The 17,906-nt window shown below is 55.9% G+C and carries 10 protein-coding genes and 3 pseudogenes; 5 read left to right on the top strand and 8 right to left on the bottom strand.

All coding sequences use genetic code 11. From position 1 onward, the window contains the following. Positions 1-270: 270 nt before the first annotated feature. Entirely contained in the window at positions 271-1,698 is a 1,428-nt protein-coding gene (locus tag H9L05_RS20655; protein WP_187732484.1) for a glycoside hydrolase family 28 protein, read from the top strand. Positions 1,699-1,906: 208 nt separating this feature from the next. On the opposite strand, the gene H9L05_RS20650 is transcribed toward H9L05_RS20655, so the two are convergent. The 8 genes and pseudogenes from H9L05_RS20650 to H9L05_RS20615 form a co-directional block, all read right to left on the bottom strand. Beyond that, positions 1,907-2,308: a LutC/YkgG family protein gene (locus H9L05_RS20650; protein ID WP_223284617.1), complete on the bottom strand. Its 402-nt coding sequence runs from the start codon at positions 2,306-2,308 to the stop codon at positions 1,907-1,909. After that, the gene (locus H9L05_RS20645; RefSeq protein ID WP_187734366.1) at positions 2,296-2,478 is read right to left on the bottom strand and encodes a hypothetical protein; all 183 of its coding nucleotides are present in this window, start codon (positions 2,476-2,478) and stop codon (positions 2,296-2,298) included. The genes H9L05_RS20650 and H9L05_RS20645 overlap by 13 nt, the downstream gene beginning before the upstream one ends. Then, positions 2,475-3,845 carry a lactate utilization protein B gene (locus tag H9L05_RS20640; protein WP_187732483.1) on the bottom strand — a complete coding sequence of 457 codons (1,371 nt, stop codon included), beginning with the start codon at positions 3,843-3,845 and terminating at the stop codon, positions 2,475-2,477. Before H9L05_RS20640 ends, H9L05_RS20645 begins: the two co-directional genes overlap by 4 nt. Continuing rightward, positions 3,842-4,582 carry a (Fe-S)-binding protein gene (locus H9L05_RS20635; protein ID WP_187732482.1) on the bottom strand — a complete coding sequence of 247 codons (741 nt, stop codon included), beginning with the start codon at positions 4,580-4,582 and terminating at the stop codon, positions 3,842-3,844. The genes H9L05_RS20640 and H9L05_RS20635 overlap by 4 nt, the downstream gene beginning before the upstream one ends. A 236-nt stretch (positions 4,583-4,818) precedes the next feature. Further along, complete coding sequence (locus tag H9L05_RS20630; RefSeq protein ID WP_187732481.1) at positions 4,819-6,147, bottom strand: FGGY-family carbohydrate kinase; 1,329 nt, start codon at positions 6,145-6,147, stop codon at positions 4,819-4,821. After that, a pseudogene (locus tag H9L05_RS20625) lies at positions 6,144-7,423 on the bottom strand (TIM barrel protein). Before H9L05_RS20625 ends, H9L05_RS20630 begins: the two are co-directional and overlap by 4 nt. 397 nt (positions 7,424-7,820) lie before the next feature. Beyond that, positions 7,821-8,864, bottom strand: a complete 1,044-nt coding sequence (locus H9L05_RS20620; RefSeq protein WP_223284616.1) for a GntR family transcriptional regulator — start codon at positions 8,862-8,864, stop codon at positions 7,821-7,823. 277 nt (positions 8,865-9,141) lie between these two features. After that, a pseudogene (locus H9L05_RS20615) lies at positions 9,142-11,249 on the bottom strand (bifunctional aldolase/short-chain dehydrogenase). Positions 11,250-11,608: 359 nt separating this feature from the next. On the opposite strand from H9L05_RS20615, the pseudogene rhaT reads away from it, so the two are divergent. The 4 genes and pseudogenes from rhaT to H9L05_RS20595 all read left to right on the top strand — a co-directional run bounded on the left by rhaT (position 11,609) and on the right by H9L05_RS20595 (position 17,841). Then, a pseudogene (rhaT, locus tag H9L05_RS20610) lies at positions 11,609-12,644 on the top strand (L-rhamnose/proton symporter RhaT). A gap of 488 nt (positions 12,645-13,132) precedes the next feature. Further along, positions 13,133-13,789 (top strand): carboxypeptidase-like regulatory domain-containing protein, encoded by a 657-nt coding sequence (locus H9L05_RS25385; RefSeq protein ID WP_187732480.1) that lies wholly within the window; start codon positions 13,133-13,135, stop codon positions 13,787-13,789. Next, positions 13,744-16,284, top strand: a complete 2,541-nt coding sequence (locus tag H9L05_RS20600) for a SusC/RagA family TonB-linked outer membrane protein (RefSeq protein ID WP_187732479.1) — start codon at positions 13,744-13,746, stop codon at positions 16,282-16,284. Before H9L05_RS25385 ends, H9L05_RS20600 begins: the two co-directional genes overlap by 46 nt. Positions 16,285-16,353: 69 nt before the next feature. Next, positions 16,354-17,841: a RagB/SusD family nutrient uptake outer membrane protein gene (locus H9L05_RS20595; RefSeq protein WP_187732478.1), complete on the top strand. Its 1,488-nt coding sequence runs from the start codon at positions 16,354-16,356 to the stop codon at positions 17,839-17,841. Positions 17,842-17,906: the final 65 nt, after the last annotated feature.

Genomic DNA, 17,906 nt, shown 5'->3' with positions numbered 1-17,906 from the left:
AATAGCTCGCAGCACGCATGTGCAACTTTCAACGTGTAGCCGCCCCGGATTTCTGCTGCGTTTTGCTAGGGTAATTTTCAGTAGCAGGAGGGTGCGGGAGGGTTCGGCGGGTGAGAAAATGCAGATTTGGATGAGTAAGCAAAAGTGAGTGTTAACTGACGTGGGGCTGGGGGGCAAATACAGCGGTGGTGGGAATCTGTTGTTCCGCCGCTCAGTCCCGCGTCATGTTACAATTCCCGTTTCTTCCTGATTCGGTCAATCCTGCCTCCTATGCAACTGCTGCTCTCTTTTCTGTTTCCGCTCATCACTTGGTTAAGCCTGTTTGTAATTGAGCCAGCGGCACCCACTGCCCATGATCCCGCCTGGGTGAAAGAAGTAGGCGCCAAAACCCGACCCACGGCCAAAACGACCTTTGCGGCTGCCAAGTACGGTGTAGTAGGCGACGGCAAAACGCTTAACACCAAAGCCATTCAAAACGCCATCGACGCGGCCGCCAGGGAAGGCGGGGTTGTCACGTTTGAGCCCGGTCAGTATCTGACGGGCTCTATTTTTTTGAAGAAAGGCGTCACGCTACAGCTTGACAAAGGCGTGACTCTGCTCGGCAGCCAGTACATCAAGGATTATCCCGAAATGCCCAGCCGTATTGCCGGCATCGAGATGGTGTGGCCCGCGGCGCTGATTAATGTGCTGGATCAGGACAACGTGGCCATCATCGGCCAAGGCACTGTAGATGGTCAGGGCAAACCCTTCTGGGAGTTGTATTGGGCCATGCGCAAAGACTACGAAGCCAAAGGCCTGCGCTGGATTGTGGACTATGACGCCAAGCGCCCGCGCACCTTGCTTGTGTCAAACTCCTCGAACGTAACCATCAAAGACATTACGTTGCAGCGGGCCGGTTTCTGGACGGTACACGTGCTCTACTCCAAAAACGTAACCGCCGACGGCCTTATCATCCGCAACAACCTCGGCGGCCACGGCCCCAGCACCGACGGCATCGACATCGACTCCAGCAGCTACGTGCTGGTGCAAAACTGCGACATCGACTGCAACGACGACAACTTCTGCCTCAAGTCGGGCCGCGACGCCGACGGTCTGCGCGTAAATAAGTCCACGGAGTACGTGCTCATCCAAAACTGCGTGGCCGGGGCCGGTGGGGGGCTTTTTACCTGCGGTAGCGAAACCTCCGGGGGCATTCGTCATGTCATTGCCCGCAACCTGAAAGCGAAAGGAACCAAGGTTGGTATCCGGATCAAATCGGCGCTTACGCGGGGCGGTACGGTAGAGGATATTCGGGTTGATAATATCGAGATGGATGGCGTAGGTACGGCCATCGAGATGACGATGAACTGGAACCCGTCCTACAGCTACTCCACGCTGCCCGAAGGCTACACGCAGGAGACATTGCCGGCTCATTGGAAAGCCATGCTGACCAAAGTCGAGCCTGCTGAAAAAGGCCTCCCATACTTCCGCGACGTGCACATCAGCAACGTGCGCGTGACCAACGCCAAAAAAGCTGTTTCGGCCGAAGGTCAGCCCAATTCCTTGCTCGAAAACATGACCCTGAGCAACATTACCATAACAGCCCAGACTGCAGGCGACATCAGCTACGCGAAAAACTGGACTGTCAAGAATATCAACATCACGGCCCAGGACCAAGAGCCCGTAGCAGTGGTGAATAGCACGAGCGTGAAATTCTAAAAGCTATGAAAACGCAAAGAGCGCGGACAACAGCTGCTGGCATCCAGGATCTTTTGCGTTTGTTTTCACGAGTTTTTCAAACTAAAGGCGGTCATGCAGAGTGGAGCGAAGCATCTCGCGTGTTTATCAAGGGTACTAATCCCACTAAACACGCGAGATGCTTCGCTCCACTCTGCATGACGGTGGTTGAACCGATGCTTTCTAACTACTACGTCGTGAGTAGCACCGTGAGGCTGCGCGCGCCGTGGGCTCCAATAACCAACGACTGCTCAATGTCAGCCGTTTTGGAAGGGCCCGCGATGAACAGGCCGTAGCCGCCTACATCTTGCACCCGCGCATACGCTTCGTGCATGTTGGCCACGATATTTTGCTCGGAAAGCACAAGCACTAAATGCTGGGTAATCAGCGGTAAAGCCCGGTGCAGCATGTTTACTTCGGGTAGCCAGATGCAGGCGTTTTCGGCTACGCCAAAAATGCCCCCCAGCACGGCTACGTCCACCGTATCGAGCACAGCGGTTGGTGTTTGCTCATCGATAGTGATGGTGGCGGGCAGCAGGGGAGAAGCAACAGAGCCAGCGGCTGGGAAAAGCTCCTGAACTACTTCGGCCAATGGCTGGCATGCTGGTACGCGCACAATTTGCCCCCAATGCTTTGCAGCACTTCCGTAAAGCGCTCCACCGAATCGTTGCCGGTGAACTGAGGCACCGTAGGCAGCGGGTTTGCTTCGAAGTGATTGGCGCGGGTAGCGGCCAGAATTCGCTCGCGGGCAGTGGCCGTCATGGTTTGGGGTTGGTTTGCTTGAACCATTCGCGGAAGCTTTGGGGCGGCGGCTCGGGTAGTTCGCGGGCAATGGCCCACGGGTTGTAACCGGGGGCGTGGGTGAGGGCGTGGGGCACAAAACGCAGGCTGGTGCGGGCAAATTTGCCCCCCAACTCGTACATAGCCGGCCGGGCCAGCACCCGACTCAGCAGGCGCATGCTCCACTTCTTGCTGGCCGGAATTTCATCGGCCGCGGCAATTACCTGCCGCCACTTATAGAGCTGGGTGTGAATATCAATCTTCACCGGGCACACATCGGTGCAGGAGCCGCAGAGCGTGGAGGCAAACGGCAAAGATGCGTGCTGGCGCATGTCGATGTTGGGCGATAGAATTGCCCCAATCGGGCCCGGCACCGTGAAGTCGTAGCTGTGGCCGCCGCTGCGCCGGTACACAGGGCAGGTGTTCATGCAAGCGCCACACCGAATGCACTTCAGCGAGGCCCGAAAATCGGGGCGGCCGAGCTGCTGGGTGCGACCATTATCTACCAGAATTACGTGCAGCTCTTTGCCCGCGGCGGGGCGGCTGAAGTGCGAGGTGTAAGTAGTGGCAGGCTGCCCGGTAGCGCTACGAGCCAGCAGGCGCGTGAATACGCTTAGGTCGGAGAGGCGCGGAATGAGCTTCTCGATGCCCATGCTGGCAATGTGCACCCGCGCCAGATTTACGGCCAGGTCGGCGTTGCCTTCGTTGGTACACACCACGACGCTGCCCGTTTCGGCAATAGCAAAATTAACTCCCGAAATAGCCACTTCCGCGGCCAGGAATCGGGCGCGTAAGTGCTGACGCGCAGCTTCCGTGAGAACCTGCGGATCGACTTCGCCCTCGGCCGTGCCCAGATGCTTAAAAAACGTGGCACCCACGTCTTCCTTTTTCAAGTGAATGGCCGGCAGCACCAGGTGGCTCGGCGACTCCTGCCGCAGCTGCACAATCCGCTCCCCGAGGTCCGTATCTACGATTTCCACCCCGTGGCGCAGCAGATACGGGTTCAGGTGGCACTCCTCCGTCAGCATCGACTTGCTTTTGACGATGCTAGTGGCGTTTTGCTGACGGATAATGTCGAGCACAATGGCGTTGTGCTCCTCCGCATTGCTGGCCCAGTGCACGTGCACACCATTTGCCTTGGCCTGAGCTTCAAACTGTTCCAGGTAATCAGCGAGGCGGCTTAGCGTGTGCGTTTTGATCTGGGAAGCCAGCTCGCGCAGCTCCTGAAATTCGGGCACCGCATACACGGCTTTGTCGCGCTTCTGGCGCACAAACCACAGGGTTTCGTCGTGCCAGGTGGTGCGCTCCGCATCGCGGGTAAATATCTCAGCTCGTTTGGGGTGGCTCATAAGATGGTGCCGTTCAATATTTCGGCGGCGTGCATCACCCGCATGGGTAGTTTTTGGCGCCGTACAATGCCCTCTAGGTGCATCAGGCACGACATGTCGCCGCCCGTCAGTACCCGCGTGCCGTTGCGCAGATGGTCCTGCACTCTGTCCTGACCCATGCGCGCCGAAATAGCCGCCTCCGACACGCAAAATGTCCCCCCAAAGCCACAGCACTCGTCATTACGGTCAAGCTCCGTTAGCTCAATGCCCTCTAACGATTTCAACAGCCGCCGCAAATGCCCATCCCGCACGGGCGTCATTTCCGACTCGTTGGCCTGATGTAAGCCGCGCTGTCCGTGGCAGCTCAGATGCAGGCCCACTTTGTGCCGAAACTCACCCGGTATTTTCGTAACGCCCAGAATAGTGGTGATAAAGTCAATCAGATCGTAAGTCGTTTCGCGCACGTGCTGCACGGCCGGAGTCTGCTCAATGATATTGAAATGCTTGCGCACGTGATACACGCAGCTGCCCGCCGGCGCTACCACATAGTCGTATCCCTGAAACGTATCAACAAAATGGTGATACACAGGAATGGCGTCCTGCTCGCAGCCGCTATTGGCCATCGGCTGCCCGCAGCAGGTTTGCTTCTGCGGAAATTCGGCCTGTATGCCCAGCTTTTCCAGCAACTGATAGGTAGCAATACCTACCTGCGGGTAAAACTGATCAACGTAGCAGGGAATAAATAAAGCGACTTTCATTAAAGTTTATAAAGCTTGGACCAGAGCTGTTTTCCAGTTCTGTTTATGATCGTTAAACGACTCGCGTCTGTCATGCAGAGCAGAGCGAAGCATCTCGCGTGCTGATGAGAGGTTAGTAATCTTACTAAACACGCGAGATGCTTCGCTCTGCTCTGCATGACGGCCTTTTAAAAAACCAAAAAAGCACCTCAGGCCATTTGCTGTGAAATTCGAGCGAGGCTTGGAACTCTAAAATCTTACGAAAACAACAACTGCGTTTTCTTCCAAGCTTCCCCTTGTTCTAAGTGAATCAAGGCACCAAGGGCGGTAGCTTGAGGAACCTCTAGAGTCTTGATTTTCGCGTCGGGGAAATTCCAACTGAGAATCTGCATGAACAACGGGTTACGGGCGAAGCCGCCATCTACGTAGATCAGCTTCTCATCGCGCCGGATCAGGTTAATGGATTCGGTGAGGATGTCCATGAGGCCGTGCATGAGGTGATGGTACGCATCTCCCGCCGTATTGAAGCCGGATAGATCCCACTCACCGGCCTGCCGCTCTGGGAAGGGCCCCGTGCCCCTCATGCACCAGGGCTGAAAGTCATGCGAGGCCTCATCGTAGGGGCGGGCCAGCATGAGAGAGTGGTAAAAATCGGGCTTTACGTGGAAGTGGTGGGCAATGCGCTGCACCTGGAAGTCGTGCTCACGGCCGAAAAATACCCGCGATGCTTTGGTCATTTCGCCTTTGGGCGAGAGAAAGCTCAGGCAGTCGCGGCGCAGAAGCTCCGGGCTGAGCGGCTCCCGGTTGAAGGGGCTCAGCGTCACGGCCCACGTGCCGGTCGAAATCAGCAGGAAAGGCTTCTCGTCCTGCTGCATATACGGCAACAGCGCCGCCGAGCTATCATGCAAGCCAACGCCGACCAGAATGCCATCAACCACGGACGCAATTGAGTCTTTGGTCAGGGGGGCTAATTTGTCGTCGATGCCCTCGCGGTACACCCAGTCGTGGTATTGATTACGCTTGAAATCCCACAGACCCGTATGACAGCCTACGGATGTGTAGTCGCTAAATGCCTCACCCGTAATCAGGTACGACAAGTACTGCGGCAAATGCAGCGACGTGCGAATGCGGGCGTATTGCTCCGGTTTGGTTTGCTTAAGCCAGTACAGCTGCATACCGGAGTTGAGCATGCCCATCTGCGGCGAGCAGGTAGCCGTGGCAAAGTCAACGGGATCTTCGTCCAGCTCAGCGTAAAACTGCGCGCTCACGGCCGGCGGCATGGGCTTCAGATAGTTGTAGAGAGGCAAAATGGGCTGCCCATTGGCCCCCAAATGCACAAAGCTGGCACCGTAGGAAGTGAAATTCACTCCCTTCAGACTATAGTGCGGATTGTGCCGTAAAGTGTGCCAGCGGTCCTGCACCCACTGCGAAAGCCGTGAGAGAGTTTCACACGGAAAACCTTCCTCATCCACGGTTTCCAGACACACTTGCTGGTGCTCGTCGATGATCTGTCGATCCTCGTCGAAGAGCAGTACTTTTTTGTTGGTCTTGCCAACATCGAACACAGCGTAGATAGACTTTTTCATAAGCCAGTAGACAGACTGAGTTTGCCGCGTTGCTGAATAAGCTGCTCCCGAATCTGGCCGGCGCGATAGGCCGCAATGGGGTTGAGCGCTCCGCCACTTTGGCGGTAGGCTTCGGCCACCAGCGGACGTACATCGGTGAGGAAGGCGTCGCGCAGAATCTCTTCGGCCCGAACCACGTCGTTATTTTCCTGGGCTTCCTGCAAAGCGGCGCGGTCGACGAGCAGGGCTTTGGCGTAGGCGCCGAGGATGCTTTCTACCGATTGGAGCAGGTCTTCCAGCGGGTCCTTGGTGTTGTGGCTGGCATCGATCATGTAAGCCACGGCCGCGTTGGTAACGGCGGAATCCTGAGCGCCATCGACCAGCTCATTGAAAATCAGGAAGAGCTGATAGGGCTTGATGCTGCCCGTGGTCAAGTCGTCGTCGCCGTACATGGAGCCGTTGAAGTGAAAGCCCCCCAGCCGCCCAAAATGCAACAGGCGACCCACGATTTGCTCGATGTTGGTGTTAGGCAAATGGTGACCTAAATCGACCAGCACCTGCGCATTCTCACCCAGGTATTGGCACAGCGAGTACGACGTACCCCAATCCGGAATAACCATGGAGTAGAAGTGCGGCTCGTAGGGCTTGTATTCAATCAGCATGGTCATGTCGGAAGGCATGGCCTCGTAGATGCTGGCCAAGGCTTCGGCCGTGCGCTGGTAGGCGCGGCGCAGGTGCTGCTGACCGGGGAAGTTGGAGCCGTCGGCGAGCCACACCGTATGAATTTTGGCCCCCAGTTGCTTGCCGTATTCCACGCACTCAATGTTGTGCTGAATGGCCTGCTGACGCACCGCTTTTTCGGTGTGGCTGAGCGAGCCAAACTTGTAGGAATACGCCTGATCTTTCTGATCCTGAAACGTATTCGAGTTCATCGAATCAATCGTCAGTCCTTCCGCTTGCAGCTGCTGCTGAAGCGCTGGAATATCCTTCGGAATATCCCACGGAATATGCAGGGAAATGGAGTTGGAGGAGCGATTAAGACGATTAAGCAAGGTCACATCGCCAATCTTCTCCTCAAGGCTGCGCGGCTCGCCCCCGATGGGTAGCGCCCAAAGCGCGTGCCCCCCGTACCCAGGGCCCAGCTCGGAATAGCTACCTGAAAATCAATGAGCTGCCGGATAACATCCTGGGCGTCGAGGCTGCGGCGGGCCAGCATATCGGTCAGATAGCTGAAGCGCAGCTGGTGCTCGCTCAACAACGGTTGGTTGAGGTCCTGAATTTGTTGGTCGGAAAGCATAGTAGAGTAGGGGTCGAGGGTGAGAAGATGGAGCCCGGCAGCTTCGTTTTAGCAAGTCGGCCAGGCAGACGATACACACAGCTTCATTAGGATAAGCAACCTAGCACCAACCCGCGCCCAAACTCTTCTGAACTCTCCTGTGTGGGGGCTTTTTTCCTGGATAAAAATCAGCTGCCGAATATCAACTGATCAGATAGGTGAAAAAAGAAGAGGAGAGACAATTTTCTGCCTCTCCTCGCCTGTTATTTCATGGTGCCATTACGGTGTAGAGACACATACTTGTGTCTTATGATTGAACGACGTATTTCGCTCAACAAACAACGATGAGACACAAGTATGTGTCTCTACAAAAAAGCCCCCAGATAATCAGAGAAGGTTGTTTCTGAGGCTGCCGCCACTACAGCGACCCGCGCCGAATCGTGTAAAACGGATTCTTCACTTTTACGCGCTGCTTCTCCAGTAAAAGCTCCGCCGCCGTGCGGCCCATCGCCTCAAAATCGGTGGTGATAACGGTGATGCCCAGCAGCTCTTTCAGCGTGCTGGCATTGAAGGATAAAATGCCGATTTCACGCCCCAATAAGTAAGGCGTTTGGCGCACTTTTTTCATCAGCTCAGCCAGGTCGGTGGTTTCTACAACTACGTAGGCAGTGCCGGCTTCCAGCACTTCGTTTATGGCGTTTTCCTTAACTGAAAAACCCTTGTTGTAATTGATGCAGAAAGTGCGAAAACCCCAGGCAATTTCGACCGGATAGTTGTTGCCTACGCTGGGCAGCACGAGCACCATACGCTCGTATTTTTCCAGCAAATCCTGCACGCCTTCCAGAGCCGTAAAAATGTCCTTGTCGAAGTCCTGATACACGGTCAGCACGTCGCGCTTCATGTCGGGCAGGTCTTTATCGAGCAGAACTAATTCGTTTGCGGGAATGGAGTTAAGAACGCTTTTGTAGTCGGCTTTATCCAAGTCCAGCGCAAAGTGCGGCATCACCACGTAGTAGTTGTACTTGCCCAGATTCTTCTCGATAATTTCCTGAAAAAGATGGGCGCTGTAGTGATGAATTTGCAGGTCAACAGTGGCCCGGTCGCCGAGGGCTTGCAGGAAAGCGTAATAAATGATCTTTTTATAAGAGCTGAGCTTATTGAAAACCAGCAAAATCTTGATTTTGGTGGCGTCGGTGGCCTGCACGTAGTAGCCTTTGCCTTGCACAGAGGTGCAAAAACCCCGCTCCCGCAGCTCTCGATACGCTTTTTCGACAGTGTCGCGGGCCAGGTAGTATTCGGCGCTGAGCTCACTGATGGAGGGCAGTTGGTCGCCTTTTTTCAACGTGCCCCGCTCAATATCGGTAATCACCGACTGCACAATCTGCTTGTACTTGGGGGTTTTGTCGAAAGGTTTGAACTGCAACTTATACATGCTCTGATTAGGCGAAAGTACAACGGCCATAGCGAGTAGTTGGGTGGGAAAACTAGAGCTAAGAACACCGGCACCGAAGCAACGAAGTTCTCTTCCGCTTCGGGGGCTTTTTTTGGGCAGACTTCTACTTGTTAGAGCATAAATTAAGGACTTAAAAATACAGTTGGAAGTAAAAAGGCCAATTTCATTGCGTCATCGTTGCCGGGAACGTTCCCAAAGGTGCGGCCCCGCCACGAAGTTTGAGAAGCGCACAAAAAAACGGGCCGGCTATGTAGCCGGCCCGTTCCGTTTTCAATCAGGTTTTTGCTTAGCGCACGAATGCCATTGCTACGCCGCCATCCACGTTGAGCACGTTGCCTGTGGATTTGCTCAGAGAGCCATCCACGAACACGCGCACGGCTTTGGCAATGTCTTCGGCCAGCAGCTCCTCGCCCAGCAAGGTGCGCTTGGCGTAGTGCTGGGGCAGCTCTTCCACCGAAATACCGTAGGCTTTGGCCCGACCTTGTGCCCAGGCGCCTTCCCATATTTTGGAGCCGCGCAATACAGCGTCCGGGTTCACGGTGTTCACGCGAATCTTGTCGGGGCCGAGCTCGGCGGCCAGCAGGCGCGACATGTGCAGCTGGGCCGCTTTGGCCGTGCCGTAAGCCACGTTATTCGGGCCGGCCACAAGGCCGTTTTTGCTGGCGATGTTCACAATATCGCCCCCAGCGCCTGCTGACGCAAAATCTCCACGGCGGCCTGGCTTACCAGGAACTGCCCTTTTACGAGCACGTCGTTGAGAATATCCCAGTCGGCCTGGGTGGTTTCGGCCAATGGTTTGGAGATGCTCAGGCCGGCGCAGTTGACGATGATATCGACGCCACCGAACTGCAGTACGCTTTGGCGCAGCGCTTCCGCAATGCCTTCGGCGCTGGTGACTTCGATGCCCACGGCCAGCGAGCTGTCCTTGCCAAATTGCTTGCGCAAATCGGTTTGCGTTTCGTCCAGGTCGGCACGGTCGGCAGCGACTACGCAAGCACCCTGTTGCAGCAGGGCCTCACAGATTGCTTTGCCGATACCGCCCGTACCACCCGTGACGAAGGCTACCTTGCCCGAAAGCGACTTGGGAGGCGCCATGCGCTGGAGCTTGGCTTCTTCCAAGAGCCAGTATTCAATGTCAAATGCTTCCTGTTCCGGTAGGCCTACGTAGGTGCTTACCGCCTCGGCGCCCTTCATCACGTTGATGGCGTTGGTATAAAACTCAGCGGCTACGCGGGCGGTCTGCTTGTCTTTGGCAAAGGCAAACATGCCCACGCCGGGCCACAGAATAATCACCGGATTGGCATCGCGCATGCCGGGGCTGTTAGCGTGCTTGCTGCGCTCGTAATACGCCGCATAATCCTGGCGATACGCTTCAAACTGCTCCTGCAAATAGGTTTTCACCTCGGCCAATGGCTGGCTCATCACCGCCGGGTCGAGCACCAAGGGGCGAATTTTAGTACGCAGGAAGTGGTCGGGGCAGGAGGTGCCTTTTTGAGCCAAGCGAGCCAGATCATGCGAGTTCACGAACTCCAGCACGCGGGCATCGTCGGTGAAGTGACCCAGCATGCGGCGGTGGCCCGAAGCCAGACCGCGAAGCGTAGGCATGATGGCTGCCGCCTGCTGCTTACGCGTGGCGGCATCGGGGCCGTTGGATAGCTTTACGCCCCCAAACACGGGCTTGTTCTTGCCATAGTTGCTAGCCAGATAAGCAGCCGCCTGCTCAATTACCTCCAGCGTATTCATATACGACTCGTACGAGGTGTCGCCCCAGGTAAACAGGCCATGGCCGCCGAGAATGACACCGCGCAGGCCCGGATTTTCTTGCACTACCTTTTCGAGTTGCAAACCCAGGTCGAAGCCGGGGCGCTGCCAGGGCAGCCACGCCATGCTGTCACCCCAGATGTCGCGCATAATCTGCTCGCCGTCCTGGCTGGCGGCAATAGCAATCAGGGCATCGGGGTGCAAGTGGTCGATGTGCTTGAAGGGCAGCAGGCCATGCAAGGGCGTATCAATAGAAGGGGCTGCGCACTTCGGGTCGAAGAGGCAGTGGTTGAACAGCTCTACCATCTCGTCTTCGTGCTCGAGGCCGCGGTAGCGGTTTTTGAGCTGGTGCAGCTTCTCTACGTAGAGATTAGCGCAACCGGCTTTGGTCAGGGTGCCGATGTCGCCGCCGGAGCCTTTTACCCACATCACGGGCACTTGCTCGCCGGTTACGGGGTCGGTTTCGGTGATTTTGACGGAGGTGTTGCCGCCCGCATAGTTGGTTAGGCGCAAATCCGCTCCCAGCAGGTTGGAGCGATAAATAAATAAGGCTACTTCATCGCCGGCTAGTGCCGCCGCCTGGGCCTCGTCCCACAAGTAACTGACGTGCTGAAAGGTGAGCGTTTTTTCCATATTGAGGCTACTGATTTGAGGGCCGAAAACCGGATAATTAGATTGCTCACAAAAGAATAGGAACTGCAAGCGGTAAAACTCCTGCACTCTCCTGTTCGGGCGTGAATAAATTTTGCAAGAGTCTATTTTTCACTTAGTATACGGATGTATAAACGCGCCACTTCGCGGCTCCGCGTTGAACAACCGATACTGAGCAACCTCAGCAGCGAGGAGACGCGAAGTGTCGCGTCTCTACATATCCAATAACCGATTCACCATTGCTTCCTGCCGTACTTTCCTGCTTTCAGGAGAGAACAGGAGGGTTTGCGTAAAGGATTAAGGCAGCTTTGGTAAAACAACACGACCAACAACTTCGACTTATGAGTGTTTTTCTGGGAGTGGTGCTCCACGCACTAGGCGGTTTCGCCTCCGGCAGCTTTTATCTGCCCTACAAGAAAGTAAACGGCTGGGCCTGGGAAAGCTACTGGCTTGTTGGGGGCTTTTTTCCTGGCTTATGGCTCCCTTGTTGCTCGGCTATCTTACGGTGCCTAACCTGTTTGGCGTGCTAGCTCAGGCGGATACCGAAACCGTCCTTTGGACGTATTTCTGGGGTATTTTGTGGGGCTTTGGTGGCCTTACCTTTGGCTTGGCCATGCGCTACTTGGGCTTGTCTTTAGGTATGGCCGTTACGCTGGGTTTATGCGCCGTTTTTGGTACGCTGGTGCCCCTATTTGGGAAGGCACTTTTCCGACCCTGATTAGCACCCTGTCTGGCAAGGTGATTATCATGGGACTGGTAGTGTGCGTAGCGGGGATTCTGATTTGCGGCATGGCCGGCGTGATGAAGGAAAAGCATCAGACTACGGAGGAAAAGCAAGCCGGTGTAGCCGAGTTCGACATGCGCAAGGGCTTGCTGGTGGCTGTATTTTCGGGCGTGATGAGCGCTTGTTTTTCCTTTGGCCTAACGGCTGGCCAATCCATTGCGGAGCTGGCTACTGATAACGGCACGAATCCGCTTTATGCCAACAATGCCATCTTAGTTATCATCCTGCTCGGCGGCCTCACCACCAACGCCATCTGGACGATTTATCTGAACATCAAGAACCGCACGTACACCGACTATACGAATATGTCGGTGCCCATTGCGCGCAATATTATCTTCTGCGCTTTAGCTGGCTTCACCTGGTATTTCCAGTTCTTTTTCTACGGCATGGGCGACAGCCAGATGGGCGAGTATCGCTTCTCCGGCTGGACGCTGCACATGGCCTTCATCATTGCCTTCAGCAGCATGTGGGGACTGATTCTGCACGAGTGGCGCGGCTCCAACCGCCTGACCATGCGCACGATTTCGCTCGGCATTCTGGTCGTGGTGTTTTCGACCGTGGTTGTCGGCTTTGGCAATTACCTGGGCTCCTAAAGCTTGAATGGAAGTTTGAAAAAAGCCCCCAGCTACGGTTTAAGTTAGCTGGGGGGCTTTTTGTGGGATATGGGTAGAGACGCGTATTCGCGTCTGGTCGTTGAACGATATTCGCTTGGTCATCTTCCGTTTGTTATCGTGAGCAAGGCAGCTGAACCAACAACCGCGACGATGAGACGTGAATACGCTTCCCTGCAACCGCCTGGCATGTTGCTGAAATTTAGGTAGATGCGTAGCCAAGCCAGCATTTGTAAGCTCCACGGTTATTGGTAGCGTGCCAAAAACGCAGTCCAAAGCATTATTGGAAAAATAATTTCAGGGTAATCGGGGTGGGGCGGTAGTCTACAGGAGTGTTTCGGCTAGAGGAGGTAATAATTTGGTCATGCTTAAAAGGCCCGGTCTTGTCTTTACACTCTCCTTCCTACCCATACCTACTCATGAAGAAAAGTTACACATGGCGGCGCTACCCAATAGCGGTATGCCTGCCAATGCTACTGCTAGCAGGACCGGGCATCACGGCCGTGCAGGCACACACCAGCAGCACCAACAAAGTAGCCGAATGGCAGCTGACCGGTAAGGTCGTGTCGCAAAACAACGAGGGCCTGCCCGGCGTTACGGTCGTTATTAAAGGCACCACCAACGGCACTACTACCGGCCCCGATGGCGCCTTTAGCTTATCAGTGCCCGAAACGGCTGGCACGTTGGTATTTAGCTTCATTGGTTTTACAACCCAGGAGCGCCCCTTCACCGGCTCCCAGGCCTTCACCATCAAGATGGCTGAAGATGTGAAGAGCCTGGAGGAAGTAGTAGTAGTAGGCTACGGCACGCAGAAGAAAGGCGACGTAACCGGCGCCATTGCCACCTTCGACGCCAGCCGCTTAGAGGAGCGTCCTATTGCCCGCGTCGATCAGGCCCTGGTGGGGCAGATGGCGGGCGTGCAGGTAAAGCAAAACACCGGCGTACCCGGTCGCGGCTTTAGCGTGCAGGTGCGGGGCGCAGGCTCTATCACCGCTGGCAACGAGCCGCTGTACGTAATCGACGGTTTCCCGCTCGACAACGTGGCCCAGAATGGTGGGGGCGTTTTGCCAGCGGCAGCCCTTTGGACAACATCAACCCCAATGATATTGAGTCGATTCAGGTGTTGAAGGATGCCGCTGCGGCTGCCATCTACGGTTCGCGCGCTGCGAATGGAGTAGTACTTATTACTACCAAGAAAGGCAAATCGGGTAAGCCCCAGATTACCTTCAATTCCTACGTGGGTGTTTCGCAGGCCGCCAAAAAGCTGGACGTGCTGAGCGCCGAAGAGTGGGCTGAGCGCGCCGCCGAAATCATCAATGATAACTGGGTGCGTTCGGGCCCCGGCCGCACCGCCAGCCAAACCACGGCCGAGCGTCAGGCTATTCTAAAGGTGAACAACATTGTGCCTGCGCAGATGATTGATGAGCGCTGGTTTCAGCCCGGTCACCCCGGCTTGCAGTACATCGACTGGCAGGATGAGGCTTTCCGCACGGGCCGCACCCAGAGCTACCAGGTAGGGGCCAGCGGCGCCACCGACAATGTGAACTACTTCATATCAGGTAACTACACCGATCAGCAGGGCATGATGGTTGGGCTGGGCTACAAGCGCTATTCGGCGCGTGCCAACGTGGAAGTGAAAGCCAGCAACAAGCTGCGCTTCGGCCTGAACGTGACACCAACCTACTCCGTCACCAATGACCCTGGCATTGAAGGCAAAGACAACCGTCTGCACCAGCTCGTATCTATGGCGCCCATCGTGGAGGATACAGCCGGCGTGGCTTCGGGCTACGGCAAAAACGAAGTGTACCGCTGGGGCGTTTCGACGGCCAGTCCGGTGCGCGTGATGGAAAATGCCATCGGCGAAACCAAGACCTTCCGCACCCTGAGCACCCTGTATGCTGAATATGAAGTGATTAGCGGCCTGCGCCTGCGCAGCAGCATCAACTTCGACAACAACGACGTGACCAGCAAGTCGTATAATCCGGCCGTGCGAGACCTGCCAACGTCGCAGGCTTCAGGCTCTTACAGCGGTTTCCGTCGTCAAACATTCGTTAACGAAAATACGGCCACCTACACGCGGGTTTTTGGCGAGAAGCACGACCTGACGGCGCTGGCCGGCTACGCCTACAATATCTCCCGCATCGATAACGTGCGCCTGGGTGCCACCGGTGGCTTTGTGAATAACCAGGTAACCACGCTGAACGCGGCCACCAACATCAACGGCACCGGCAGCAACAACACCACCGAAAGCCAGAACGTCCTGATTTCCTACTTCGGCCGTTTGCAGTATAGCTACGCTGGCAAGTACTTGTTGTCTACCAGCATCCGCCGCGACGGCTCGTCGCGCTTTGGGGGGCAAAATCAGTTCGGTGTATTCCCGGCTGCCTCCGTGGGCTGGCGCATTTCGCAGGAAGAGTTCATGAAGAACATTACGCCGCTCAGCGACCTGAAACTGCGGGCCAGCATTGGCTTGTCGGGCAACAACAGCATCGGCGACTACAACAGCATTGCCACGCTAGGCATCTATAACTACACTTTCGGCGGTGCTTTGGCGACAGGGCAGGCTCCTAACCGGGTAGAAAACCCCGAGCTGCAATGGGAGCGTAACCGCACTATCGACTTCGGTGTGGATGTAGGCTTCTTTCAAAACCGCATCTTCGGCTCGTTCGATTATTACACCAAAACCAGCAAGGATCTGCTGCTGAACGTGCCGATTAACACGGCTTCGGGCTTCGGCAACAACCTCGTAAACATTGGGGAAGTAGAAAACCGCGGTTGGGAAGTGGAATTGACCACCAACAACCTGAACAACGCTCTGGAGTGGACTACCTCGCTCAACTTCAGCCACAACCAAAACGAGGTGAAGCACCTCGGCCCCGGCGATGCCACTATTGAAGTAGCCTCAGTAGCCGACCTGCCCAGCAACGTGCTGCAAGTAGGCAAGCCTATGTACAGCATCTTCGTAATTCGCCAGAATGGCATCCTGAGCCAGGCTGATATCGACAACGGCGCCGCACTCTACAACAACCAGACGGCCGGCGACCCCCGCTACGAAGATGCCAACGGCGACGGTAAGATTGACGCCAACGACCGCGTGATTGTGGGCCAGCCGAACCCCAAATACACCTGGGGCATCACGAACACCTTTAAGTACAAAGGCTTCGATTTGAGCTTCCTTGTGCAGGGGCAGAATGGTGGTTACATCTACTCCATGTTTGGCCGCGCCATCGACCGCACCAGCGTGGGCTACCAGGAAAACGCCCTGGGCCGCTCCCGCGACCGGTGGCGCTCGGAGGAAGACCCCGGCGACGGCGTGAAAGGCAAGGCTACTGCTCGCTTTGGCTTTATCAAGAACACCGACTGGCTGTACTCTTCCGACTACTACCGCGTGCGCAACATCACGCTGGGCTACGACCTGGGCCGCATTATCAGCAAGAGCGTGATGCAGGGTGCCCGTGTGTATGTAACGGCTGAAAACTTCTTTGGCAAAGACAAATACTACGGCGGCTTCAACCCCGATGCCGTGAACACCGACAACGGCAGCACCTTTACCTCGGGTGTTGACTACGGCGGTCTGCCTTTGGCTAAATCGTTGGTTTTGGGCCTTAACGTTACTTTCTAAGCTACATCCAGAAGACAGCTGCGGGCTGCCAAGCGGTAGCCTGCTCCTAACTCCTAGCTCCAACTTCCCATGAAAAGAATATCTCTCCTTCTGGCCACCGCCTGCATGCTCACCCTGGGTAGCTGCGAAGATGACCTCGATCAAACACCGCTTTCCAATGGCTCGGTGCCGGCTTTCTTCAAAACTGCCGTTGACTTCGAGCAAGCCATGAACGCGGTGTACAGCCAATTGCGGGGCTACCCCGACCGCGTCCTGATTCTCTCAGACCTGCGCTCCGACAACTTCTACGGCGTCAGCAGCCAGGGTGTGCGCGACTGGGACGCCATCAACAACTTCAACACCACGCTCTCGGTAAGCCCCTACATGTCGGATACCTGGGCATCAGACTTCGGCGCTATTTTTCGGGCCAATACCATGCTCGACCAACTGAAAGCCAACGGCTCGGTGGTAAGCGAGGGTCTGCGGTTGCGCTATGAGGGCGAAGCCCGCTTCCTGCGCGCTTTCCACTACTTCGACCTGGTGCGCATGTTTGGCCGCGTGCCCGTTATCGATAAAGCCTTGCTGCCCCAGGAAGTAGCCAAAATTCCGCGCGGCTCGGTGGAAGAGGTGTACAACCTGATCATCGGCGACTTGGAATACGCTAAGGATAATCTGCCCCTGAATTACACGGGCGCCAATGTGGGCCGCGTGACGTCGGGAGCCGCTAAGGGCTTACTGGCGTTGGTTTACCTCACGCGTTCGGGTCCTACTTACGGCATCGATGGTCCGGGTTTGGCCAGCAACGAGAACAACAAAGCTTTGGCGCTGCTCAACGAAGTAATTGATAGCAAGCGCTATTCTTTGGTGTCCAGCTACGCTAACGTGTTCTCCTACACCAATGAGAACAATTCGGAAGTGTTGTTTGACGTCCAGTATATCGTGGGCAATGGCGCCACTCATCCGGGCGTAATGGTGCCCGATAACTACTTCACTTCGCTACAGATACCGTTCGGCTCGCGCGGGATTGAGATCAAGCCAGTTTCAAATGACTTCCTGAGCATCCTGGCAGCCAATGATGACCGGCGCGCGGCCAGCGTGCAGACGGGTTATCTGGTGGCTAACGTGGCCGAAAATCGTACTGTACTGAAGAAATACATCAGTGCCGCCGGCCGCGGCACGGGCAATACTGATTGGCCTATCAACTTTATTGTGATGCGCTACGCCGATATCCTGCTCATGAAAGCCGAAGCGATTCTGCGCGGCGGCGGTGGCACGCAGGCGGATGCTCTGAAGGCCGTTAATGAGGTTCGTACCCGCGCCAAACAGCCGGCTCTTACCAGCCTGACTATGGCGCAGCTGCTGGATGAGCGGCGGCGCGAATTCCTCGGCGAAGGTTTGCGCTGGCACGATCTGGTGCGCTCCGGCACCGTGCTGACCACCATGAACGCCTGGATTGCCAAGGAAGACGCGTCGGGCAAGATGCGCCGCAACATTGGCGCGAATGACATTATCTACGCCGTGCCGTTGAACGAATTGAGCGCCACGCCGGGCCTCTACGATCAGAACCCCGGCTACTAAAGTCGCTGAAAGGCAGGTAAGTAAAGCCCGGCTCTCCCAGGAATATAGCCTGGCCAGAGTCGGGC

Source organism: Hymenobacter qilianensis (assembly GCF_014489555.1).
Classification (GTDB): domain Bacteria; phylum Bacteroidota; class Bacteroidia; order Cytophagales; family Hymenobacteraceae; genus Hymenobacter; species Hymenobacter qilianensis.
This window is presented reverse-complemented; position numbering and strand designations above follow the sequence as displayed.